The sequence below is a fragment of the Pseudomonas sp. G1002 genome, from assembly GCF_013385455.1.
Classification (GTDB): Bacteria; Pseudomonadota; Gammaproteobacteria; order Pseudomonadales; family Pseudomonadaceae; genus Aquipseudomonas.
On sequence record NZ_JACAPY010000016.1, the window covers coordinates 197,573 to 218,397 of the forward strand.

The window sequence follows — 20,825 nt, forward strand, 5'->3', positions numbered from 1 at the left end:
TAGCTTTGAGCCAGCATCCGGCTTATTTCATGCTGGTAAAGGCCAGCTTCACACCGATGGCAATCAGCACCGCGCCCATGGTGCGGTCGAACCAGTGGCCCATGCGTGCAAAACCGGCGCGTACGCGTTGCTGGCTGAACAGCATGGCCACCAGGCAAAACCAGATCGCGGTCGCCACGGCCAGGTACACGCCGTAACCGGCCTGGACCGCCAACGGCGTGTGGGGATTGATCACCACGGTGAACAGCGACAGGAAGAACAGCGTGGCCTTGGGGTTCAAGCCATTGGTGACAAAACCCGAGGTAAACGCACCACGGGCAGTGCGCTCGCCCGCTTCCAGGTGCAGGTCTTCTTCACTGGCAGGCTTGGCCGGCTGGGCGCGCAGGGCCTTGAAGCCGATGTACAGCAGGTAGGCCGCCGCCGCCCATTTCAGCGCATTGAACAGCACGATGGACTGGGACACGATCAAGCCGATGCCCAGCAGCGAATACCCCACGTGCAGGAAAATCGCCGAACCGACGCCCAACGCCGTCCAGGTGCCGGCCCGTCGGCCATGGGTCACGCTTTCACGTACCACCACGGCGAAATCCGGGCCAGGGCTGGCCACCGCCAACAGGTGAATCAGTGCCACGGTCAAGAACTCGGTGAGGTACATGCACACTCCAGGAAGTAACTGATTATTTCATCTGATAGGCTCGGCAGATTACGCCTTCGAATCCCGCCGCAAAAGGTACAGTTGATGACGAACAATCGCCGCGCCGTCTTCCTTGATCACCCTTCCCTGGACCTCGGGGACCTGGACCTCAGCGGGTTGCAGGCACTCTTCAGCGAACTGAGCCTGCACCAGCAGACCACACCCGAAAACATTATCGAACGCCTGCAAGGCGCGCAGGTGGCCATCAGCAACAAGATCGCGCTGAATGCCGAGACCCTGGCGGCCTGCCCCGAGCTGAAGCTGATCCTGGTGACCGCCACCGGCACCAACAACGTCGACCTCGCTGCCGCCCGCGCCCACGGCGTTACCGTGAGCAATTGCCAGGGTTACGGCACGCCATCGGTGGCGCAGCATACGATCATGCTGCTGCTGAACCTGGCGACGCGCCTGAACGACTATCAACGGGATGTGCAGGCGGGGCACTGGCAACAAGCCAAGCAGTTCTGCCTGCTGGACTACCCGATCGTCGAACTGGAAGGCAAAACCCTCGGGCTCCTGGGCCATGGTGAATTGGGCGGTGCCGTTGCGCGCCTGGCTGAAGCCTTTGGCATGCGCGTGATCCTGGGCGCCATTCCAGGCCGTCCGGCCCGTGCCGATCGCGTACCGCTGGACGAGTTGCTGGCGCAGGTTGACGCACTGACCCTGCACTGCCCGCTCAACGAACACACCCGCGACTTTATCGGTGCCCGTGAACTCGCCTTGCTCAAGCCCGGCGCGTTTATCGTCAACACCGCCCGTGGTGGCTTGATCAACGAACAGGCCTTGGCCGATGCCCTGCGCAGCGGTCATCTGGGCGGCGCGGCGACCGATGTGTTGAGTGTCGAACCCCCAGTCAACGGCAACCCGCTGCTGGCCGGCGACATCCCGCGCTTGATCGTAACCCCGCACAACGCCTGGGGCAGTCGCGAAGCGCGGCAGCGGATCGTTGGCCAATTGATCGAAAACGCCGAGGGCTTTTTCAGCGGCGCCCCGCTGCGCGTCGTCAGTTGATAAACTGCGCCCCTTTTCAAGGAGCAGACCATGGATCCGCGCAGTGAAGTACTGCTTCGCCAGGCCGAACTTTTTCAAGGCGACGTGCTGCTGGTGGGCTTGCCCGCCGACGACCTGCTGGGCCGCCTGCCCAATGCCCATGGCTGGAGCTGGCACGCCGGCGACCAGGCCGCACTGGACGCACGTTTTGCCGAGCGCAGCCAGTTCGGTGTGAACGTGCCCGAGCGTTCGTTCGAGACCGCGGTGGTGTTCCTGCCCAAGTCCAAGGACCTCACCGACTACCTGCTCAATGCCGTGGCGGCGCGTTTGCCCGGCAAGGAGTTGTACCTGGTGGGGGAGAAGAAAGGCGGCATCGAAAGCGCGGCCAAGCAACTGAATCCGTTCGGCAAGCCGCGCAAGCTCGACAACGCGCGGCACTGCCAGTTGTGGCTGGTGACGGTGGCCAACGCCCCCGAGCCGGTAGAACTGGAGAGCCTGGCGCAGGTGTTCGAGGTGCCGCTGGCTGAGGGCCCGCTCAAGGTGGTGAGCCTGCCGGGCGTGTTCAGCCACGGTCGGCTGGATCGCGGTACCGCATTGCTGCTGGAGCATCTGGACAAGTTGCCGAGCGGTCACTTGCTGGATTTCGGTTGTGGCGCGGGTGTGCTCGGGGCAGCGGTCAAGCGTCGCTACCCGCATAACACGGTGACAATGCTCGACGTGGATGCCTTTGCCGCTGCCAGCAGTCGCCTGACACTGGCGGCCAATGGCCTGGAAGCCGAGGTGTTGACCGGTGATGGCATCGACGCTGCTCCGATGAATCTGAACGCGATTCTGAGCAACCCGCCGTTCCACGTCGGGGTGCACACCGATTATTTCGCCACCGAGAACCTGCTGCGAAAAGCGGCCAAACATCTGGCAAAAGGCGGCGAACTTCGCTTGGTCGCCAACAGCTTCCTGAAGTATCAGCCGCTGATTGAAGAGCATCTTGGCGTGTGCGCAATCAAGGCAGAAGGTCAGGGTTTTCGCATTTACCGTGCCAAGCGCGGCTGAGATCTTTTTCCAAAAGAAGGCTTGCCGAATGGATTTTGCCTAGGCAGAATCCGCTCCGTCCTAGGGGAGTAGTCTCCCACGAGCGCCACGCTCGTCCGGCATACGTCAACATACTTGGTCAACAGGCCATGGCGTATGCGACCCAGGAGTCCGCACAGACGGACCGGGGTTTGACAAGACCTATGACACGAACACCTTACCCGGGGCGGGAAGGCTGTACGTGTCATAGCCGTGTCGACCCGCCCCTGGAACTTACCTGATGCTGGATTCTCTGCTCGTCCCTACCGCAATCGTTGCCTTGGCCGAAATTGGCGACAAGACGCAACTGCTCGCACTCATTCTCGCTGCACGCTTTCGCAAACCCTGGCCGATCATCGCCGGCATCGTTGCCGCGACCCTGGCCAACCATGCGGCCGCCGGTGCCGTGGGGGCCTGGTTCGGGAGTTTCTTCTCGGATGCGGTGCTGCACTGGATCCTCGCGGCGAGCTTCTGCGCCACGGCGCTGTGGACCCTGGTGCCCGACAAGCTCGACGATGACGAAGCCAGCACTTCCCGCAAGTTCGGGCCCTTCCTGACCACGCTGATCGCATTCTTCCTCGCGGAAATCGGCGACAAGACCCAGATCGCTACCGTGATGCTCGCGGCGCAATACCCGGAACTGTGGCTGGTAATTATCGGCACCACCCTGGGCATGTTGATTGCCAACGTGCCGGTGGTGCTGGCGGGTAATTTTGCCGCGGACAAATTGCCGCTGACGCTGATTCGTCGACTGGCGGCTACGGCATTCTTCATCCTGGCCATTGTTGCGGTGTACAAGGCCATGCAGAGCAGCGGCTGGATCTAAACGCAACCCCCTATGAGGGCTGGGCTTTGGTGGGAGCTGGCTTGCCTGCGATAGCATCACCTCGGTGCAACTGACGCACCGAGGTGCCTGCATCGCGGGCAAGCCCGACGCCCACACAAGCCGGGCCCCCACATTCAGATTTGCATTTCAGCCTTATAAATCAGGATTTTTTCGCCTGCTGATACAACGGCATCACCTTCGGAATCGCCGCCTGCAACGAGGCGATCCGGCTGTCGGAGGCAGGGTGGGTGCTCATGAATTCAGGTGGCGAGCCTTCCGAAGCCTTGGCCATTTTGTTCCACAGGGTAATCGCCGCGTTCGGGTTGTAACCGGCACGCGCCGACAACTCCAGGCCGATCAGGTCCGCTTCGTTTTCATTGCTGCGGCTGTTGGGCAAGGTCATGCCGTAGTTGGCCACGGTATCGGCCAGCGCCAAGCTGTCCTGACCGAGGCCGAACAACGCACCGGCCCCCTGCTTCGCCATTTCGATACCGTAGGCCTTGGACATGGCTTCGCGGCCGTGCTCACGCAAGGCGTGGGCAATTTCATGGCCCATCACGGCGGCGAGTTCGTCGTCGGTCAACTTGAGATTGTCGATCAACGCGCTGTAGACAAAGATCTTGCCGCCAGGCCCGCAGTTGGCGTTCATCTCGTCACTTTTGATCAGGTTCACTTCCCACTTCCACTGCGCCGCATCCGGGCGGAAGGTGGGCGCCTGGGCGATCAGGCGGTTGGCAATCGCCTGCACGCGCTTGGCGTTGGCGCTGGTCTTGTCCACCAGGCCCTTGCCGCTGGCTTCACCCAGGGTCTGCTGGTAGGACTGCGCATACATCTGGTCGACTTCCTGGCTCGACAACATGCTGAACATGTACTGCTTGCGCTCAACGCCCACGGCGCCGCCGCTGGTGGTGTTGACCGACTGACAACCGGCGAGCAACAAAGCCGCGCCCAACGCACATACCGCCACTGTCTTTTTCATCAACCTGCTCCCTGAAAACATGGCGCGTATCGTAGTCGGCCAATTGTATCGACGCCAGATACAACAGACGTATAGCCACCTGATTTCAGATACATCCCACACTGCCGCAAAAAATTCACAAACGCTGGCAACCATTCCATTTACGACATTCGCCCATCCGGCACAGCCATTTTGAGGTAATGGCCCTCATGTCTCCCCCGCCCGCGGCCGATATACACAAGCAGCCAATCTCCCCCTGCGTTCGGAGCCGTCATGAAGTTCAAGTCGATTCAATTTTCTGTCGCGGCACTGGCCGGGGCCATTGTCCTGAGCGTGGTGGCGGTGTTGGTGCTGTATGCCTTGTTCGCCGGGGCGCGCACCCAGGAGATGGTGCAGGAACGCACCCAGGGTCAATTCGAACAAATCATCGAGCAGCGCCTGACCGCCCTGGCGCAAACCCAGGCGACGCTGATCCAGCGCGAACTCGAAGCGCCGCTGGTGACGGCCAAGGGCCTGGCCACCGCCAACGCCCTGATGGGCATGAAAGACGCCAACGGCAACCCGCAACTGGCGGTCTCCCGCGAACAGCTGATCAACCTGATCCACGAAACCGTGGTGCGTAACCCGAAGATTCTTGGCGCCTATATAGGCTGGGAAGCCAACGCCATCGACCACAACGATGCTGCCTACGTGAACAGCCAGGTGGTCGGCATCGAAACCAACGGCCGCTTCCTGCCGTGGTGGTTCCGTAATGCCGACGGCAGCCTGGGCCTGGACAAACTGGCTGACGTGGCCGACCAGACCATCCTGTCCACCGGCGTGCGCGCCAGTGAGTACTACCTGTGCTCCAAGGAAAGCAAAAAGCCCTGCGCCATCGACCCGGCCCCCTACAAGGTGGGCAACGCAATGGTGATGCTCGCTTCGTTTATCGAACCGATCATGATCGACGGCACCTTCCAGGGCATCGTCGGTGCCGACCTGTCGGTGAACTTCATCCAGGAAATGCTCACCAAGGCTGATCAGAATTTGTACAACGGCGCCGGTGAACTGGCGCTGATCTCCAGCAACGGCCGCCTGGTGGCCTACACCAAGGACGCCAGCAAGCTGGGAGAAAAAGCCAGCGATCTGCTCGACAGCAACGAGTTGGCCAACCTCGGCCAGTTGAAGATCGGCGAAGTGCGCTACGACGTGGACAAGCAACACGGGCATATCGAGCTGTTCCTGCCGTTCAACATCGGCCAGACCGACGCCCGCTGGACCCTGCTCCTGCAACTGCCCCTGAGTGCGGTAATGGCCGACCTGCAGGCGATGCAGCACGACCTCGACGCCCAGCGCAAAACCGATATTTTCGGCATGGCCGTGGCCGGTCTGCTGATCGCCGGCATTGGCTTGCTGGTGATCTGGCTGGTGGGCCACGGGATTGCCCGGCCGCTCAAGCAAATGGTGGCGATGCTCAATGACATCGCCCAGGGCGAAGGCGACCTGACCCGGCGCCTGACCAGTGATCGCGCCGACGAACTGGGGGCGATTGCCAGCGGCTTCAATACATTCCTGGCCAAGTTGCAGGGGATGATTACCCAGGTGGTGAGTTCGGTGCAGAAGGTCAGCGACTCGTCGGAGCACACCGCCGACATTGCGATTCGTACCAACCAGGGCGTGCACAAGCAAATGGTCGAGATCGACCAGGTGGCTACCGCCGTGCACGAGATGACCGCGACCGCACAGGACGTGGCGCGCAACGCCACCCAGGCCGCACAGGCCGCCAGCCACGCTGATCAAGCGGCGAGCCAGGGCATGCAGATTGTGCGCGACACCTCCACCTCCATCGGCGCCCTCGCCGAGGAAATCGGCAAGGCGGTCGGTGTGGTGCAGGCGCTGGCCAAGGACAGCGAGAACATCAATGCCATCCTCACGGCGATTCGCGGGATTGCCGAGCAGACCAACCTGCTGGCGCTCAACGCGGCAATCGAAGCCGCACGGGCCGGTGAGCAAGGGCGCGGGTTTGCGGTGGTGGCCGACGAGGTGCGCAACCTGGCGCAGAAGACCCAGAAGGCTACCGAAGAAATCCAGGCCATGATCCAGCAACTGCAGCAGGGCACCCGCGACGTGGTGCGAGTGATGGAAGACAGCCAGAACCGCACCGATGAAAGCGTGCAGCACGCGGCCAAGGCGGCTCAGGCGCTGGAGACCATTACCCGGGCAGTGTCGGTGATCAACGACATGAACACCCAGATCGCCAGCGCCGCCGAGGAACAGAGCGCGGTGGCCGAGGACATTAACCGTAACGTGATCAATATCGGACAGGTGGCCAATGAAGTGGCCGGCGGAGCGGATGAGTCGAGCGCGGCCAGCGCAGACCTGACCAAGCTGGCGGAGCAGCAGCGGCGGTTGATCAATCAGTTCAAGGTTTGAGTCAAGCGGCGCCCTTTCGGGCGCCTTCGCGAGCAAGCCCGCTCCCACATTCGATCGCATTCCTTCAGTTGAAATGCAATCAAATGTGGGAGCGGGCTTGCTCGCGAAGAGGCCGGCCGATTCAACACAACGCTCAACCCGGCGTCAGGCACTCCGGTCCATTCAGCTTCGGATCGTTGACCATATTGGCCAGCACCCGCTCGCGCAACGCGGTGGGTTCACTGGCCAACAAGGCCTGCAAGGTGTGCAGCGGCGTCTCGGGGTTCAGCCAGGCTGCCTGCCCCGCCGCATCCAGAATCAACGGTCGGCGCTGACTCTGCGCCGCCTGGGTCACCACCGCCGTACTCAACCAAACCTGCTCCTGCACCGGATACGCCTCCCAGATCGCCGCAAAGAACAGCGTGCTGCCCTCCCCCGGCGTCAGCCAGTACGGGCGCTTGCGCTGGGTGCCGCGCCATTCGTAGAAACCATTGGCCGGAAGCAGGCAGCGGCGCTGGCGAAACGCTTCGCGAAACATCGGCTGTTCGGCAAGGGTTTCCGCCCGGGCATGGGCCGGTGTACGAGAGAGATCGGTCAGCCAGGGCGGCGTCAGGCCCCAGCGCGCCCGCGCCAGGGTGTGCTGGCCGTCACTCAGGCGCTGGATCAGCACCGAGTCATTGGGAGAGATGTTCCACTGGGCCTGCTGGTCGGCCGGGAAGCCCGGCAAGGCAGCAAACGCGGGGTTCCAGCGAAACAGGGCATAACGTCCACACATGGGGCAACACGACTCTTGGAGAAACTGGCCGACAGCCTAACAGACCAGCACGTCGGGAAAGCTGTCGGGTTCATCACCGGGCAGTGGTTGCGCACCGTTGTAGGCGGTGATCAGCTCGCGGGCGTAGGCGGCCTGGTCGTTCTCCACCGCCAGCGCCAGCAGGCCATAGATCGGCAGTTCGCCGGTACCCCCGAGCAAATCGCGCCCCACCAGGTGCGCGGTGATGCCCTCGCTTTCGAGCATGCCTTGCAGCAGCTCGCCTTCCATCAGGTTTTCCGGCTCGTAGATTCGCTGCATGGGCGTACCTTTATTCGTTCTCGCTGCGCACGTTGAGCATCCATTCGTCGTCATGAACCTGCAGCTCGAAAACAATGGGCCGGCAGCACACCGGGCAGTCCTCAATATATTCCTGATCGCCCGCCGACAGGTCCAGTAGCGCCGTGACTACCTCTCCACAATAAGGACATTCGTACGACTCCTCTTCCATCGCGGTCTCCAAGGTGACTTGTGCGTATAATCGCCGGTCTATTTACAGGGCTATTTTTCGTCCCGGCCAATTGCCCGGACCACGCCCTGATATTTATTGTTCCAAACCTTTACTTACCCTAGCCGTTTCTAACAAGAGAGCATGATGGGCGAATTCGATACCATCCGACCTTACAACGACAGCGAAGTCCCGGCAGTGCTGGCCCGACTGTTCAGTGACAAGGCCTTTCTGGACATCCTGACCCACTTTCGCTTCCCGCGCTTTGCCGGCGCTTTCGGCTGGCTGCTCAAGCCGATGATCGCTCATAAACTGCGCCGTGAGTTCGCCGGCGTCACCACCGTGGCCACGCTGCAGGACAAAGTCGAGTTTTACGTCGACCACACCATCGAGCGGGCAACCGACGGCGTGACCTATACCGGCGTGGAGCAGTTCAAGTCCGGCAGCGCCTACCTGTTCCTGGCCAACCACCGCGACATTGTGATGGACCCGGCCTTCGTCAACTACGCCGTGTACCACGCCGGCCTGCCGACGCCGCGCATCGCCATCGGCGACAACCTGCTGCAGAAGCCGTTTGTCAGCGACCTGATGCGCCTGAACAAGAGTTTCATCGTGCACCGCTCGATCACCGGGCGCAAAGAGAAGATGGCGGCCTATCAGTTGCTGTCGGCCTACATCAACCATTCGATTCGCAACGACTGCCAGTCGATCTGGATCGCCCAGGCCGAAGGCCGCGCCAAGGACGGGGATGATCGCACCGAGTCGGCGATCCTCAAGATGTTCCACATGAGCCGCAAGGACGAGCCGTTCGCCGAGGTCATCCAGTCACTGAACCTGACGCCCGTGTCCATCAGCTACGAATACGACCCGTGCGACGCAGCCAAGGCCCGCGAGCTGTACATCCGCGCCACCACCGGCACCTACAGCAAGGCGCCGGGGGAAGATGACGTGAGCATCGCCCTGGGCATCACCGGCTACAAGGGCCGGGTACACGTCAACTTCGCGCCGCCGGTCACCGAGGCGTTCGAAGACACCAAGCTGTTGGCGATCGAAATGGACCGGCAGATCCTGGGTGGGTATCGGTTGTTCCCGGTGCATTACCTGGCGTACGCCCAATGGAGCGATGCCGATCCGCAATTGCAGGTACCGACCGCAGCCGAGGTATTCCCGGCGGACGAGTTGGCCAAGGCAAAGGCAGAGTGGGAGCGGCGCTTGAATGCGTGCCCGGCCGAGCATCGGCCGTATCTGGTGTTGCAATACGCGACGCCGGTGAGGAATCAGTACCGGGTCAAGGCCGGGATTGCCCTGTAACCCGGTACCAGCAACAGCGCAAACCCAATGTGGGAGCGGGCTTGCTCGCGAAGGCGGTGGATCAGCCAATCATGTATTGACTGACACCGCGCTTTCGCGAGCAAGCCCGCTCCCACAGTTGTTTTTAGGGTGTTCCTACAATCGGGTACTAAGAAAGGACACCAGCAACGCCAGCCCCAGACAGGCAAACCCCAACCGGTAGAACAGGCGATAGGTACGCTGCGTCAACACGTCCAGATACAGCATTGGCTGATCAATGGCACGCAGTTCGCTTTGCGCGGCAAGGCGGGCCATCGCGCGCTGTTCATGCAGGCGCGTGACAAACAGCAGCCATGCCGCCGGGCAGGCCAGTAACAGGGCAAGGGAATTGAGCAGTAGTGCGGTCAGCGACATCGCAAACCTCGATGTATCAGTGTCTTGGTATCAATCCAGATACAAACCTGAATGATATGCGCCGCCTGCGCGTCATTACTCCTTCCCCATTGACGGCTAATGTATCCAGTAATTTACAGCGTCACCTGAACGTCACCTTAACAAGCCACTCTGTTGCCCTTCGAAAGCCCGGGAGCTTGTCATGTTGCACGCGCAGAACCAGGATCGGCTGTATCTGATTGCCCCAAGCGATGAGCAAGAGGCCCTGGTGGGCGGCCTCGCGTTCAATGTGCAGGACCGCCACTGGCTGGTGTATTGCGCCCTCGGCGGGCATCAACATGCCGACCTGCCGGAGCTGGACTTGCTCACTGGCGTGAGTGTGCTGGACTTTTATGTCGAAACGGCTGCATGAAAACGGCAGGCGTAAAAAAACCGGGCTCATCGCTGAGCCCGGTCATCGTTCCCACGCGCCGCAAAGGAATGCCGACTGGGGCGCTCCGCGCCCGCCTGACGGTTACTGCGAGCTGAGCAGCGAACCGATGCTCGGGTCCTTGAACAGGCGCGTCAGGGCATCGCTCAACACGTCGCTGACCAGCTTGGTGTTGGTTTCCTGGTTCGGCGCCATGCCGAAGCGCTGGTCCAGGGATGCGCCGTAACGGCCGCTGTAGCGACGGGTACCGGCAGTCACGTCGGACTTGAAGGTCGCGCCGATGGTGGCTTCAGTCACGTACAGGCCTTCCTTGGGCGACTGATACTTCAGCTCGGCCAGGGTGATGGTCAGTTGTGGCGCACCTGGCGAGTTGGAAGGGGTGAAGCCCAACAGGCGCACGGCCGCTTCGGCCTGGGCTTGCAGCTTGGGCAGCACGTCCGCACCGGTCACCGTAATGGCGCTGGTTTCCGGGTACAGGCCGCCACGGGTGCCGAGGGTCGGCGACGGACGACCGTCAACCACACGCACCGACACCGGCTGGCCATGGCCGACAGGCGCCAGCTGGGTGGTGATTTTCGGTTGCGGGCTGAGTTGTTGCGGGCTGTGGGCGCAGCCAACCAGGGTCAAACTGGTCACAGTGATCAAACCGAACAACAGGCGTTGCAACATACTCATTTCTCCAGGACTAGATGCAAACAGGGCGCCAGTATAACGGTGAGCGCTCGCCACTCACCAGAATTCCTGAACGGCGCCTGAACTGTCGGCGAAATTACAATTTTCACACAGAACCGTCACCTCAATGTCATGCCAGACTGCCAACCTTCGCAGCATGTAACGAACCGGGTACACAGCCATGCGCCTTCTCAAATCTTTGTTCTTTTCCCACGCCAGCCATCGCCACTTTGCCCTGCTCGACGCCCAAGGCTGCTGCCAGGCTTTCAAGCAGTGCAGCCTGCCGCCCGTCGGTGAAGGCTGGGTCGAAGTCGAAGAGACCCGCCTGAGCTGGATGCACCGCCCGCTGCCCGCCAGCGCGCGCGTCAGCCCCCGGGTTTCGCAGCCACAGGCACGGCACGCGTTGGCCTCCTGACCAGACTGCTAATAAAAGTCATTAAACACGTCCATTTGCGCGCATTTCTTCGCTACAATCTCCCCCCGATTATAAGGACGTCTCCTGATCGGGCCTCGCAGCATCGCTAATGCACTTGTATTAGCTCCCCCGCACCGCCCACAGAGAGCCGCCCACACAGATCGTGTGAAGCTGGCGAGCTTGCTGTTTTCTCTGCAAACCATCGTCTTTACCCGAATCTGCCAGAGCTGCCATGCGCTCGGCCACTTGAGTTGTTTGCCCGTTTTGCCGCTTGCCGGCAGTGATTTCGGGCCAGGTGCCAGGCTGGGGCAGCCCTTTTTTGAGGTTCACGTCTTCAAAAGAGCGTGAAAAAAACGGGTTTTCACAACTTCACAAGAGTGTGGCGAGCAAATGAATAGTTTTGCGTTTGTACAAGCACCATCAGCGTCTGGAACAGCCCCACCACACAGGACCGAGCACTCCTCAAGAACCGGAGCTTGAAGCCTGTCCGCTACGGATTTGGTTGCACGATCGGACGAGCTTGACCATAAGTCGAATTGCCACAGGCGCCCTTAAATGCGTTCATACGCAGATCAGGCCCGGTCGGCAGCGTCCGCTTGCGATAAATTGCGAAGAATCGGACATGGCGATCCTGGCCATGGGTAACCTGGGGCATCACGTGAACCGCCCCGTCACTCCTGGCAGCCATGCCGTCAATTTGGTGCTGCAGATTTTGGAGACGCGTTAAATGGCGCATAACGAAGCAGTCGACGTAGTACTGGTAGGTGCGGGCATCATGAGTGCCACCCTCGCCGTACTGCTCAAAGAGCTCGACCCCGGCCTCAAGCTGGAAGTCGTTGAGCTGATGGATTCGGGTGCCGCGGAAAGTTCCAACCCGTGGAACAACGCCGGTACCGGCCACGCCGGGCTGTGTGAGCTGAACTACACACCGCAGGCCGCCGACGGCTCCATCGACATCAAGAAAGCCGTGCACATCAACACCCAATTCGAGGTGTCGAAGCAGTTCTGGGCCTACCTGACCAAGAAAGGCACCTTTGGCTCGTCCAAATCCTTTATCAGCCCCGTGCCGCACCTGAGCTTCGTACAGGGCGAGAAAGGCGTGTCGTTCCTCAAGAAGCGTTTTGAAACCCTCAGCCAGCACCACGCGTTCTCGGACATGCACTACACCGAAGACCGCAGCGAGATGGCCGAGTGGATGCCGCTGATGATGCCCGGCCGCCCGCTGGACGAAAAAATCGCCGCCACCCGCGTGATGAACGGCACCGACGTCAACTTCGGCGCCCTGACCAACCAGTTGCTCTCGCACCTGACCAGCGCCCCGGATGCCCAGGTCAAGTACAGCAAGCGCGTCACCGGCCTCAAGCGCAACGGCGCCGGCTGGACCGTGAGCATCAAGGACGTCAACAGCGGCAATTCCCGTGATGTGGACGCCAAGTTCGTGTTCCTCGGCGCCGGTGGCGCGGCCCTGCCGCTGTTGCAAGCCTCGGGCATCGAGGAAAGCAAGGGCTTCGGCGGCTTCCCGGTCAGCGGCCAGTGGCTGCGTTGCGACAACCCGGAAGTGGTCAAGCACCACCAGGCCAAGGTCTACAGCCAGGCGGCCGTGGGTTCGCCACCGATGTCGGTGCCGCACCTCGACACCCGTGTGGTCGACGGCAAGAAATCCCTGCTGTTCGGGCCATACGCCGGTTTCACCACCAAGTTCCTCAAGCACGGCTCGTTCCTTGACCTGCCCATGTCGATTCGTGCCGGCAACATCGGCCCGATGCTGGCCGTGGCCCGGGACAACATGGACCTGACCAAGTACCTGGTCAGCGAGGTGCGCCAGTCCATGGAGCAGCGCCTGGAATCCCTGCGTCGCTTCTACCCTGAGGCAAAAGCCGAAGACTGGCGCCTGGAAGTGGCCGGCCAACGGGTGCAGATCATCAAGAAAGACCCGAAGAAAGGCGGCGTGCTGCAATTCGGTACCGAACTGGTTGCGGCCAAGGACGGTTCGCTGGCCGCCCTGCTCGGCGCGTCTCCAGGTGCTTCGGTGACCGTGTCGATCATGCTGGAACTGATCGAACGCTGCTTCCCGACGAAAGCGGCCGGTGAGTGGGCCGCCAAGCTGCACGAGATCTTCCCGGCTCGGGAAAAGGTCCTGGAGACCGATGCCGAGCTGTATCGCAAGATCAACACGCAGAACAACATCAGCCTGGAACTGGTTGAGCAGAGCAGCGAGACCGAAAGCTACGCTTGAGCGTCGTGACGCAGAGTGTCAGTGGATGCATTCCCACGCAGAGCGTGGGAACGAAAAACGCCCCAATGGGGCGTTTTTTTTTCGTCCGCAACAATCAGCCGCGGGCTTGTTCGATCAGCTCGATGTACTCGGCGGAGTTGCGCTGGTCCTTGATCACTTCAACGAAGGTCAGGCCATGCTCGTCCTTGCCATCGAGGTCCAGGCCGACTTCCTTGAAGAAAACCAGGAAGCGTTCGAAGTCGTCGATACGCAGGCCGCGGTAGGCCTTGATCAGTTTGTGCAGGGACGGCGAAGTGGCGTCTACCGGCTCGAAATCCAGGAACAGCTTGATTTGCTCGTCGCCGATTTCATCACCAATCACCTGTTTCTTATCTTTACGCATTACCGACTCCAGCCTGCAGACATTTACACGGGAAAAGCAGTTTACCTGCGGCACAGCGGCTTCGAAAGCTACGCGAACCAATGTGGGAGCTGGCTTGCCTGCGATAGCGGTGCATCAGTAACAGATGGGCCAACGGACCCACCGCTATCGCAGGCAAGCCAGCTCCCACATTGACTGTATTTACACCGCCGAATGCGCGTCGGCTGGATTATTTGGCGCGCACCGCCCCGGTGTGCAAATCGGCCCAGATATGGCCGTTGGCGTAAGTGAGGAATTGCACATAGACCGTGTCATTGCGCAACAAGTCGACGATCACCCGATACTGGGTCACCGGATACGACAAGGTCAGGGTTTTGCTTTTGTCGTCGAACACCGGCTTTTTCAGGCTTTTGCTTTCGGCATCGAAATTGAGAATCACCTGGGCGATGGTCGCGCCTTTGTTCAGGGACTTGCCCTTGAGGCGGATCATCAACGGCGAGGTCACCGGGATCGGCTGCTGGGTGGATTGGCGTTGGTTACCCACCACCACCGAATACTCGGTGACTTGCAGCAATTGCTGCTGGTCCGGGGTTTCGGCGCGCAGGGTCAGGTCGTCGGGCGGCAGGAATTGGCTGTGCAGCGGCGCCGGAGCAGCCGCCAGGGGCAAACTGAGGGTCAGCGCCAGGGCGGCGCAGGTGCGAATCAACAGGCTCATGAACAGCTCCAGACGCAGGGGCCAAGCACGATAGCATGACAACCCTGCGCCTGAATCCCGCTTACATCCCTTTGACGGCGTAGATCCCATTGGCGTTGCGCCAGTAGCCTTTGTAGTCCATGCCGTAACCGAAGATGTAACGGTCAATGCACGGCAGGCCCACGTAATCGGCTTTCAGGTCCGGACGGGCCTTGCGGTCGTGGTCCTTGTCGATCAGCACGGCAGTGTGCACCTTGCGCGCGCCGGCGTGTTTGCAGAAGTCGATGATCGCGCCCAGGGTGTGACCTTCGTCGAGGATGTCGTCGATGATCAGCACGTCGCGGTCGATGAACGAGACTTCCGGCTTGGCTTTCCAGAACAGGTCGCCGCCACTGGTTTCATTGCGATAGCGAGTGGCGTGCAGGTAGGACGCTTCCAGCGGGAATTGCAGGTGGGTGAGCAATTTACCGGCGAAAATCAGGCCACCGTTCATCACGCAAAAGACCACCGGGTTGGTGTCGGCCATTTCACGGGAGATGTGCGCGCCGACCTTGGCGATGGCCTCTTCGACTTGCGCTTCGGTGTACAGGCAGTCAGCCTCGCGCATGATTTGACGGATATGCTCGAGATCAGCGGACATGGCGCTCTCCAAGGGGGTGCTGTGGCAAGAAAAGCGGGCAAAGGTACGCATGTGAGGCGCAACGTTCAAGCCTTAATGGACTAACGTACTAGATGTCTATAGGACAACACCCTCGGATAGATTAATCTAGGCCGGTTTTTTTGCCCGCCGCCGGAGCCTTTCCCCATGCCCATCCGTGAGATCCGCCATCCGCTGATCCGACATAAACTCGGCCTTATGCGCCGCGCCGACATTAGCACGAAGAACTTCCGTGAGCTTGCTCAGGAAGTCGGAGCGCTGCTCACCTACGAGGCGACCAAAGACCTGCCCCTGGAAAACTACGAGATCGCCGGTTGGTGTGGTCCCGTCCAGGTCGAGAAAATCGCCGGCAAGAAGATTACCGTGGTGCCGATCCTGCGTGCCGGTATCGGCATGCTCGAAGGCGTGCTCAGCCTGATCCCGGGTGCCAAGGTCAGCGCCGTAGGCGTGGCCCGCAACGAAGAGACGCTGCAGGCCCACACCTACCTGGAAAAACTGGTACCGGAAATCGACGAGCGCCTGGCGATGATCATCGACCCGATGCTCGCCACCGGCAGCTCCATGGTTGCCACCATCGACCTGCTGAAAAAAGCCGGTTGCAAGGACATCCGCGCCATGGTGCTGGTGGCCGCTCCCGAAGGCATCGCCGCCGTCGAGAAAGCCCACCCGGACGTGTTGATCTACACCGCATCCATCGATGAACGCCTGAATGAAAATGGCTACATCATCCCGGGCCTGGGCGATGCCGGCGACAAGATCTTCGGTACCAAGCAGAAGGACGCGTGACCATGCAGGATGAGTTCAACGACCCGCTTTGGCGCCAGATCCTGTCTGGCGCACAGATGCTCTTCGTAGCATTTGGCGCGCTGGTGTTGATGCCGCTGATCACCGGTCTCGATCCAAACGTCGCCCTGTTTACCGCAGGCTTGGGCACCTTGTTGTTCCAGGTGGTTACCGGGCGCCAGGTACCGGTGTTCCTGGCGTCGAGCTTTGCGTTTATCACCCCGATCATTCTCGCCAAGGGCCAGTTCGGCCTCGCGGCGACCATGGGTGGCGTGATGGCGGCCGGCTTCGTTTACACCTTCCTGGGCCTGGCCGTGAAGATCAAGGGCACCGGTTTCATCGACCGGCTGCTGCCGCCGGTGGTGATCGGGCCGGTGATCATTTCCATTGGCCTGGCCATGGCGCCGATTGCGGCCAATATGGCGATGGGCAAGGCCGGTGACGGCAGCGAGTTGATCCACTACCAGACCGCCATGCTGATCTCGATGCCGGCGCTGCTGACCACGTTGATCGTGGCGGTGTTCGGCAAAGGCATTTTCCGCCTGGTGCCGATCATCTCCGGCGTGCTGGTGGGTTTCGCTATGTCGTTCTACTTCGGCGTAGTCGACACCGCGAAGATCGCCGCCGCACCGTGGTTCGCCCTGCCCCACTTCACCGCGCCGGAATTCAACTGGCAGGCGATCCTGTTTATCGTCCCGGTGGCCCTGGCCCCGGCGATCGAACACATCGGTGGTGTGATTGCGGTGGGCAGCGTGACCGGTCGCGACTACCTGAAGAAGCCTGGCCTGCACCGCACCCTGCTGGGTGACGGGATCGCCACCACCGCTGCCGGCCTGTTCGGCGGCCCGCCCAACACGACCTACGCGGAAGTGACGGGCGCGGTGATGCTGACCAAGAACTACAACCCGAAGATCATGACCTGGGCGGCGGTGTTTGCCATCAGCCTGGCGTTTATCGGCAAGTTCGGCGCGCTGCTGCAAAGCATTCCAGTCCCGGTAATGGGCGGGATTCTGTGCCTGCTGTTCGGCTCGATTGCCGCAGTGGGGATGAACACCCTGATCCGCCACAAGATCGACCTTGGCGAAGCGCGCAACCTGGTGATTGTGTCGGTGACCCTGGTGTTCGGGATTGGCGGTGTGCTGGTAGGCACCGGCACTGGCCCGGATGACTTTGGCCTGAAGGGCATCGCCCTGTGTGCGGTGGTAGCGATTGCGTTGAATCTGCTGCTGCCGGGCAATGACGGCTGGAAGAACAAGAAGCCGGATGAGCCGCTGATCTAACTGCCAACGCAAAACCAATGTGGGAGCGGGCTTGCTCGCGAATGCAGTGTGTCATTCAGCACATCAGGACTGAACCACCGCATTCGCGAGCAAGCCCGCTCCCACATTTTTTTGAGTTTCAGTGTGGCTTACAGCTCGCCCAACGCATCGATAAGCGCCTGGTTCTGCTCAGGCGTGCCAATACTGATCCGTAGGAACTGGGCAATCCGCTCCTGCTTGAAGTGCCGCACAATCACCCCCTGCTCCCGCACCTTGGCCGCCAGCCCGGCAGCGTCGTGCCCTGGATGCCGGGCAAAGATGAAGTTGGCCGCCGACGGCAGTACTTCAAACCCCTTGGCCTGCAGTTGCGCCACCAGCTTTTCACGGCTATCGATCACCAACTTGCAGGTGTTCCGGAAGTATTCGCGGTCTTCAAAAGCGGCGGCCGCGCCGACAATCGCCAGACGGTCCAGCGGGTAGGAGTTGAAGCTGTTCTTGACCCGCTCCAGCGCCTCGATCAGGTCCGGGTGGCCCACGGCCAGGCCCACCCGCAAACCGGCCAGGGAGCGCGACTTGGAGAGGGTCTGGGTCACCAGCAGGTTCGGGTAACGGTCCACCAGGCTGATGGCGGTCTCGCCGCCGAAGTCGATATAGGCTTCATCGACCACCACCACCGAGTCCGGGCTGGCCTTGAGGATTTGCTCCACGGCGTCCAGCGCCATCACGCAACCGGTCGGCGCGTTCGGGTTCGGGAAGATGATCCCGCCGTTGGGCCTGGCGTAGTCCGACACGCGGATCTGGAACTGTTCATCCAGCGGCACTGCGTCGAAGGCAATGCGGTACAGGCCGCAGTACACCGGGTAGAAGCTGTAGCTGATGTCCGGGAACAGCAGCGGCAGGTCGTGCTGGAACAAACCGTGGAAGATGTGCGCCAGGACTTCATCGGAGCCGTTGCCGAGGAACACCTTGCCCGCGTCGATCCCGTAGTACTTGGCCACCGCCTGCTTGAGCAGGTCGCTGTTGGGGTCCGGGTACAAACGCAGATTGTCGTTCAGCTCGGCCTGCATGGCAGCCAGCGCCTTGGGCGATGGGCCGTAGGGGTTTTCATTGGTGTTGAGTTTTACCAGCTTGGTCAGCTTCGGTTGCTCACCGGGCACGTAAGGCACGAGATCCTTGACGAGCGGGCTCCAGAATTTGCTCATGTTTCAGTTCCCCTGCTTATCGTCAACGATGCGGTATTCGGCGCTGCGGGCGTGGGCGGTCAGCGACTCGCCACGGGCCAGCACGGAAGCGGTCTTGCCCAACTCCGACGCGCCCTCTGGCGAGCAGAAGATGATCGACGAGCGCTTCTGGAAGTCATATACGCCCAGCGGCGAGGAGAACCGCGCAGTGCCCGACGTGGGCAGCACGTGATTGGGACCTGCGCAGTAGTCGCCCAGGGCTTCGCTGGTGTGGCGGCCCATGAAGATCGCGCCGGCGTGGCGAATCAGCGGCAGCCAGGCTTGTGGGTCGGCGACGGACAACTCCAGGTGTTCCGGGGCGATACGGTTGGCCACTTCGATGGCCTGCTCCATGTCGCGGACCAGGATCAGGGCGCCACGGCCATTGATCGACTTCTCGATGATCTCGGCGCGCTCCATGGTCGGCAGCAGCTTGGCGATGCTGGCGGCGACCTTGTCCAGGAATTCGGCATCCGGGCTGACGAGGATCGCCTGGGCGTCTTCGTCGTGCTCGGCCTGGGAGAACAGGTCCATGGCGATCCAGTCCGGGTCGGTCTGGCCGTCACACACCACGAGGATTTCCGAAGGGCCGGCGATCATGTCGATGCCGACCTGGCCAAATACATGGCGCTTGGCCGTGGCCACGTAGATGTTGCCCGGGCCAACCACCTTGTCGACCTTCGGCACGCTTTCGGTGCCGTAGGCCAGGGCCGCTACCGCTTGGGCGCCACCGATGGTGAACACGCGATCAACGCCCGCGATGCAGGCCGCTGCCAGCACCAGTTCGTTGATTTCGCCGCGCGGCGTAGGTACCACCATGACCACCTCGGTCACGCCGGCCACCTTGGCCGGAATCGCGTTCATCAGTACCGAGGACGGGTACGACGCTTTGCCGCCCGGCACGTACAGGCCGGCACGGTCCAGCGGCGTGACCTTCTGGCCCAGTACGGTGCCGTCGGCCTCGGTGTAGCTCCAGGAATCCTGTTTCTGTTTCTCGTGGTAGCTGCGCACCCGCGCGGCCGCCACTTCCAGGGCTTCGCGCTGGGGCGCGGTGATGCGGGTCAAGGCCAGTTCCAGGCGTTCGCGGGGCAGGATCAGGTCGGCCATGGAGGCGACATCCAGGCCATCGAACTGCCGGGTAAAATCAACCAGCGCCGCGTCACCGCGCTCGCGCACGGCCTTGATGATGTCGAGCACCCGCTGGTTGACCGAATCGTCGGACACGCTTTCCCAGCTCAGCAGATGATCCAGATGATGGGCGAAATCCGGGTCGGCAGCGTTGAGTCGGGCAATTGCAGTGGACGTGGTCATAGCGAGGGCCTCATAGGAATGGCAAAAATGCTCAGGCGCCGAAAGTTAGCAGTCGATCCGCTTGGGCACCTGAGAATTCTGGCTATGAGGCGGATAGACGGGCGCGGCTTGGGGCCGCGCGGGTGAGTCAACCGCGGTGTCGAGACTCCACTGCCTTGCGCAGGGTGTCGATCAACGCCTGGATACGGGCGTGCTGCATTTTCATCGAAGCTTTGTTGACGATCAGCCGGGAGCTGATGTCGGCGATAAAGTCCTGGGGCTCCAGGCCGTTGGCGCGCAGGGTGTTGCCGGTGTCGACCACGTCGATGATCTTGTCGGCCAGGCCGATCAGCGGTGCCAGCTCCATCGAGCCGTAGAGCTTGATGATGTCGACCTGGCGGCCTTGCTCGGCGTAGTAACGCTTGGCAACGTTGACGAACTTGGTCGCCACCCGCAGGCGGCCTTTAGGCTCGACGTCACCGACACGGCCGGCGGTCATCAGCTTGCACAGGGCAATACGCAGGTCCAGCGGCTCGTACAGGCCCTGGCCGCCGTATTCCATCAGCACGTCTTTGCCCGCGACGCCGAGGTCGGCCGCGCCATGTTCAACGTAAGTTGGCACATCGGTGGCACGCACGATCAGCAGGCGAACGTCGTCCTGGGTCGTGGGGATGATCAGCTTGCGGCTCTTGTCCGGATTCTCGGTCGGCACGATGCCCGCTTCAGCCAGAAGCGGCAAAGTGTCGTCAAGGATGCGGCCCTTGGACAGTGCGATGGTCAACATGGGAAACGTCAGTCCTTCATCAGGCTATTGCTGTCCGGTCGCAATCGGCGCCAGACACAGATCGAGGCCATTACAGCCTCGACTTGAAACAAATCAGCTAACAGCATACATCGTCGTGTGGCGAGGGAGCTTGCTCCCGCTGGGGCGCGAAGCG

23 protein-coding genes, 1 pseudogene and 1 riboswitch are annotated in these 20,825 nt (G+C 61.4%); of the genes and pseudogenes, 11 read left to right on the forward strand and 13 right to left on the reverse strand.

Going from position 1 to position 20,825, the window contains the following annotated elements:
- Positions 1-22: 22 nt before the first annotated feature.
- Positions 23-655 (reverse strand): LysE family translocator, encoded by a 633-nt coding sequence (locus HX801_RS07065; RefSeq protein WP_003216169.1) that lies wholly within the window; start codon positions 653-655, stop codon positions 23-25.
- 84 nt (positions 656-739) lie between these two features.
- On the opposite strand from HX801_RS07065, the gene HX801_RS07070 reads away from it, so the two are divergent.
- From HX801_RS07070 to HX801_RS07080, 3 genes are all read left to right on the forward strand, one after another.
- Complete coding sequence (locus HX801_RS07070) at positions 740-1,705, forward strand: 2-hydroxyacid dehydrogenase (protein ID WP_008434256.1); 966 nt, start codon at positions 740-742, stop codon at positions 1,703-1,705.
- Between the two features lie 30 nt (positions 1,706-1,735).
- Positions 1,736-2,734, forward strand: coding sequence for a class I SAM-dependent methyltransferase (locus HX801_RS07075; RefSeq protein WP_008434258.1), 999 nt, complete (start codon positions 1,736-1,738; stop codon positions 2,732-2,734).
- 51 nt (positions 2,735-2,785) lie between these two features.
- Positions 2,786-2,905, forward strand: a riboswitch (yybP-ykoY riboswitch).
- 88 nt (positions 2,906-2,993) lie between these two features.
- Complete coding sequence (locus HX801_RS07080; RefSeq protein WP_003216166.1) at positions 2,994-3,578, forward strand: TMEM165/GDT1 family protein; 585 nt, start codon at positions 2,994-2,996, stop codon at positions 3,576-3,578.
- 160 nt (positions 3,579-3,738) lie between these two features.
- Here the strand turns inward: HX801_RS07080 and HX801_RS07085 are convergent, their stop codons facing one another.
- Complete coding sequence (locus tag HX801_RS07085) at positions 3,739-4,557, reverse strand: M48 family metallopeptidase (RefSeq protein ID WP_003216165.1); 819 nt, start codon at positions 4,555-4,557, stop codon at positions 3,739-3,741.
- Between the two features lie 1,332 nt (positions 4,558-5,889).
- Here HX801_RS07085 and HX801_RS32220 point away from each other — a divergent pair.
- Both HX801_RS32220 and HX801_RS32225 read left to right on the forward strand, forming a co-directional pair.
- A pseudogene (locus HX801_RS32220) lies at positions 5,890-6,090 on the forward strand (HAMP domain-containing protein); the annotation flags it as partial.
- A gap of 114 nt (positions 6,091-6,204) precedes the next feature.
- Complete coding sequence (locus HX801_RS32225) at positions 6,205-6,948, forward strand: methyl-accepting chemotaxis protein (RefSeq protein ID WP_371135980.1); 744 nt, start codon at positions 6,205-6,207, stop codon at positions 6,946-6,948.
- A 133-nt stretch (positions 6,949-7,081) separates the two neighbouring features.
- On the opposite strand, the gene HX801_RS07095 is transcribed toward HX801_RS32225, so the two are convergent.
- Genes HX801_RS07095 through HX801_RS07105 form a run of 3 tightly spaced genes read right to left on the reverse strand, consistent with a single transcriptional unit; the run spans position 7,082 to position 8,189 of the window.
- On the reverse strand, positions 7,082-7,702 hold the full coding sequence (locus HX801_RS07095) for an SOS response-associated peptidase (protein WP_003216163.1): 621 nt from the start codon (positions 7,700-7,702) through the stop codon (positions 7,082-7,084).
- Between the two features lie 36 nt (positions 7,703-7,738).
- Positions 7,739-7,999 carry a putative signal transducing protein gene (locus HX801_RS07100; protein WP_017477710.1) on the reverse strand — a complete coding sequence of 87 codons (261 nt, stop codon included), beginning with the start codon at positions 7,997-7,999 and terminating at the stop codon, positions 7,739-7,741.
- Between the two features lie 10 nt (positions 8,000-8,009).
- The gene (locus tag HX801_RS07105; RefSeq protein WP_102369897.1) at positions 8,010-8,189 is read right to left on the reverse strand and encodes a CPXCG motif-containing cysteine-rich protein; all 180 of its coding nucleotides are present in this window, start codon (positions 8,187-8,189) and stop codon (positions 8,010-8,012) included.
- A 144-nt stretch (positions 8,190-8,333) separates the two neighbouring features.
- Here HX801_RS07105 and HX801_RS07110 point away from each other — a divergent pair, with 144 nt between their 5' ends.
- Positions 8,334-9,497, forward strand: coding sequence for a 1-acyl-sn-glycerol-3-phosphate acyltransferase (locus HX801_RS07110; RefSeq protein WP_003216160.1), 1,164 nt, complete (start codon positions 8,334-8,336; stop codon positions 9,495-9,497).
- Positions 9,498-9,632: 135 nt separating this feature from the next.
- Here HX801_RS07110 and HX801_RS07115 read toward each other — a convergent pair whose 3' ends face one another.
- Positions 9,633-9,890 carry a hypothetical protein gene (locus HX801_RS07115; RefSeq protein ID WP_003216159.1) on the reverse strand — a complete coding sequence of 86 codons (258 nt, stop codon included), beginning with the start codon at positions 9,888-9,890 and terminating at the stop codon, positions 9,633-9,635.
- A gap of 181 nt (positions 9,891-10,071) precedes the next feature.
- On the opposite strand from HX801_RS07115, the gene HX801_RS07120 reads away from it, so the two are divergent.
- On the forward strand, positions 10,072-10,281 hold the full coding sequence (locus HX801_RS07120) for a hypothetical protein (protein ID WP_008434269.1): 210 nt from the start codon (positions 10,072-10,074) through the stop codon (positions 10,279-10,281).
- A 102-nt stretch (positions 10,282-10,383) separates the two neighbouring features.
- Here the strand turns inward: HX801_RS07120 and HX801_RS07125 are convergent, their stop codons facing one another.
- Positions 10,384-10,968 carry a YajG family lipoprotein gene (locus HX801_RS07125; RefSeq protein WP_003216157.1) on the reverse strand — a complete coding sequence of 195 codons (585 nt, stop codon included), beginning with the start codon at positions 10,966-10,968 and terminating at the stop codon, positions 10,384-10,386.
- A gap of 184 nt (positions 10,969-11,152) precedes the next feature.
- Here HX801_RS07125 and HX801_RS07130 point away from each other — a divergent pair, with 184 nt between their 5' ends.
- Both HX801_RS07130 and mqo read left to right on the forward strand, forming a co-directional pair.
- Positions 11,153-11,386: a hypothetical protein gene (locus HX801_RS07130; protein ID WP_003216156.1), complete on the forward strand. Its 234-nt coding sequence runs from the start codon at positions 11,153-11,155 to the stop codon at positions 11,384-11,386.
- 727 nt (positions 11,387-12,113) lie between these two features.
- A complete protein-coding gene (gene mqo, locus HX801_RS07135; protein WP_003216154.1) occupies positions 12,114-13,622 on the forward strand; it encodes a malate dehydrogenase (quinone) in 1,509 nt (502 codons plus the stop codon).
- A gap of 94 nt (positions 13,623-13,716) precedes the next feature.
- Here the strand turns inward: mqo and HX801_RS07140 are convergent, their stop codons facing one another.
- From HX801_RS07140 to HX801_RS07150, 3 genes are all read right to left on the reverse strand, one after another.
- Entirely contained in the window at positions 13,717-14,004 is a 288-nt protein-coding gene (locus HX801_RS07140) for a PA4642 family protein (RefSeq protein WP_177021833.1), read from the reverse strand.
- Positions 14,005-14,212: 208 nt separating this feature from the next.
- Entirely contained in the window at positions 14,213-14,698 is a 486-nt protein-coding gene (locus tag HX801_RS07145) for a hypothetical protein (protein WP_008434279.1), read from the reverse strand.
- Between the two features lie 61 nt (positions 14,699-14,759).
- Complete coding sequence (locus tag HX801_RS07150; RefSeq protein WP_003216150.1) at positions 14,760-15,317, reverse strand: hypoxanthine-guanine phosphoribosyltransferase; 558 nt, start codon at positions 15,315-15,317, stop codon at positions 14,760-14,762.
- A gap of 165 nt (positions 15,318-15,482) precedes the next feature.
- On the opposite strand from HX801_RS07150, the gene upp reads away from it, so the two are divergent.
- Positions 15,483-16,121, forward strand: a complete 639-nt coding sequence (upp, locus tag HX801_RS07155) for a uracil phosphoribosyltransferase (RefSeq protein ID WP_177021834.1) — start codon at positions 15,483-15,485, stop codon at positions 16,119-16,121.
- A 2-nt stretch (positions 16,122-16,123) separates the two neighbouring features.
- Positions 16,124-17,398, forward strand: coding sequence for a uracil-xanthine permease family protein (locus HX801_RS07160; protein WP_003216147.1), 1,275 nt, complete (start codon positions 16,124-16,126; stop codon positions 17,396-17,398).
- A 128-nt stretch (positions 17,399-17,526) separates the two neighbouring features.
- Here the strand turns inward: HX801_RS07160 and hisC are convergent, their stop codons facing one another.
- The 3 genes from hisC to hisG all read right to left on the reverse strand — a co-directional run bounded on the left by hisC (position 17,527) and on the right by hisG (position 20,671).
- Entirely contained in the window at positions 17,527-18,579 is a 1,053-nt protein-coding gene (hisC, locus tag HX801_RS07165) for a histidinol-phosphate transaminase (RefSeq protein WP_003216145.1), read from the reverse strand.
- Positions 18,580-18,582: 3 nt separating this feature from the next.
- On the reverse strand, positions 18,583-19,908 hold the full coding sequence (gene hisD, locus HX801_RS07170) for a histidinol dehydrogenase (RefSeq protein ID WP_008434283.1): 1,326 nt from the start codon (positions 19,906-19,908) through the stop codon (positions 18,583-18,585).
- A 127-nt stretch (positions 19,909-20,035) separates the two neighbouring features.
- On the reverse strand, positions 20,036-20,671 hold the full coding sequence (gene hisG, locus HX801_RS07175) for an ATP phosphoribosyltransferase (RefSeq protein ID WP_003188599.1): 636 nt from the start codon (positions 20,669-20,671) through the stop codon (positions 20,036-20,038).
- Positions 20,672-20,825: the final 154 nt, after the last annotated feature.

Excerpts from the sequence above, each read along its gene's own strand:
- HX801_RS07075 (WP_008434258.1), top strand. The coding sequence starts at position 1,736 with ATGGATCCGCGCAGTGAAGTACTGCTTCGCCAGGCCGAACTTTTTCAA.
- HX801_RS07105 (WP_102369897.1), bottom strand. The coding sequence starts at position 8,189 with ATGGAAGAGGAGTCGTACGAATGTCCTTATTGTGGAGAGGTAGTCACG.
- HX801_RS07125 (WP_003216157.1), bottom strand. The coding sequence starts at position 10,968 with ATGTTGCAACGCCTGTTGTTCGGTTTGATCACTGTGACCAGTTTGACC.
- HX801_RS07115 (WP_003216159.1), bottom strand. The coding sequence starts at position 9,890 with ATGTCGCTGACCGCACTACTGCTCAATTCCCTTGCCCTGTTACTGGCC.
- hisG (WP_003188599.1), bottom strand. The coding sequence starts at position 20,671 with ATGTTGACCATCGCACTGTCCAAGGGCCGCATCCTTGACGACACTTTG.
- hisC (WP_003216145.1), bottom strand. The coding sequence starts at position 18,579 with ATGAGCAAATTCTGGAGCCCGCTCGTCAAGGATCTCGTGCCTTACGTG.
- HX801_RS07120 (WP_008434269.1), top strand. The coding sequence starts at position 10,072 with ATGTTGCACGCGCAGAACCAGGATCGGCTGTATCTGATTGCCCCAAGC.
- HX801_RS07130 (WP_003216156.1), top strand. The coding sequence starts at position 11,153 with ATGCGCCTTCTCAAATCTTTGTTCTTTTCCCACGCCAGCCATCGCCAC.
- HX801_RS07150 (WP_003216150.1), bottom strand. The coding sequence starts at position 15,317 with ATGTCCGCTGATCTCGAGCATATCCGTCAAATCATGCGCGAGGCTGAC.
- upp (WP_177021834.1), top strand. The coding sequence starts at position 15,483 with ATGCCCATCCGTGAGATCCGCCATCCGCTGATCCGACATAAACTCGGC.
- mqo (WP_003216154.1), top strand. The coding sequence starts at position 12,114 with ATGGCGCATAACGAAGCAGTCGACGTAGTACTGGTAGGTGCGGGCATC.
- HX801_RS07070 (WP_008434256.1), top strand. The coding sequence starts at position 740 with ATGACGAACAATCGCCGCGCCGTCTTCCTTGATCACCCTTCCCTGGAC.
- HX801_RS07145 (WP_008434279.1), bottom strand. The coding sequence starts at position 14,698 with ATGAGCCTGTTGATTCGCACCTGCGCCGCCCTGGCGCTGACCCTCAGT.
- HX801_RS32225 (WP_371135980.1), top strand. The coding sequence starts at position 6,205 with ATGGTCGAGATCGACCAGGTGGCTACCGCCGTGCACGAGATGACCGCG.
- HX801_RS07085 (WP_003216165.1), bottom strand. The coding sequence starts at position 4,557 with ATGAAAAAGACAGTGGCGGTATGTGCGTTGGGCGCGGCTTTGTTGCTC.
- HX801_RS07095 (WP_003216163.1), bottom strand. The coding sequence starts at position 7,702 with ATGTGTGGACGTTATGCCCTGTTTCGCTGGAACCCCGCGTTTGCTGCC.
- HX801_RS07160 (WP_003216147.1), top strand. The coding sequence starts at position 16,124 with ATGCAGGATGAGTTCAACGACCCGCTTTGGCGCCAGATCCTGTCTGGC.
- HX801_RS07065 (WP_003216169.1), bottom strand. The coding sequence starts at position 655 with ATGTACCTCACCGAGTTCTTGACCGTGGCACTGATTCACCTGTTGGCG.
- HX801_RS07100 (WP_017477710.1), bottom strand. The coding sequence starts at position 7,999 with ATGCAGCGAATCTACGAGCCGGAAAACCTGATGGAAGGCGAGCTGCTG.
- HX801_RS07080 (WP_003216166.1), top strand. The coding sequence starts at position 2,994 with ATGCTGGATTCTCTGCTCGTCCCTACCGCAATCGTTGCCTTGGCCGAA.
- HX801_RS07110 (WP_003216160.1), top strand. The coding sequence starts at position 8,334 with ATGGGCGAATTCGATACCATCCGACCTTACAACGACAGCGAAGTCCCG.
- HX801_RS07140 (WP_177021833.1), bottom strand. The coding sequence starts at position 14,004 with ATGCGTAAAGATAAGAAACAGGTGATTGGTGATGAAATCGGCGACGAG.
- hisD (WP_008434283.1), bottom strand. The coding sequence starts at position 19,908 with ATGACCACGTCCACTGCAATTGCCCGACTCAACGCTGCCGACCCGGAT.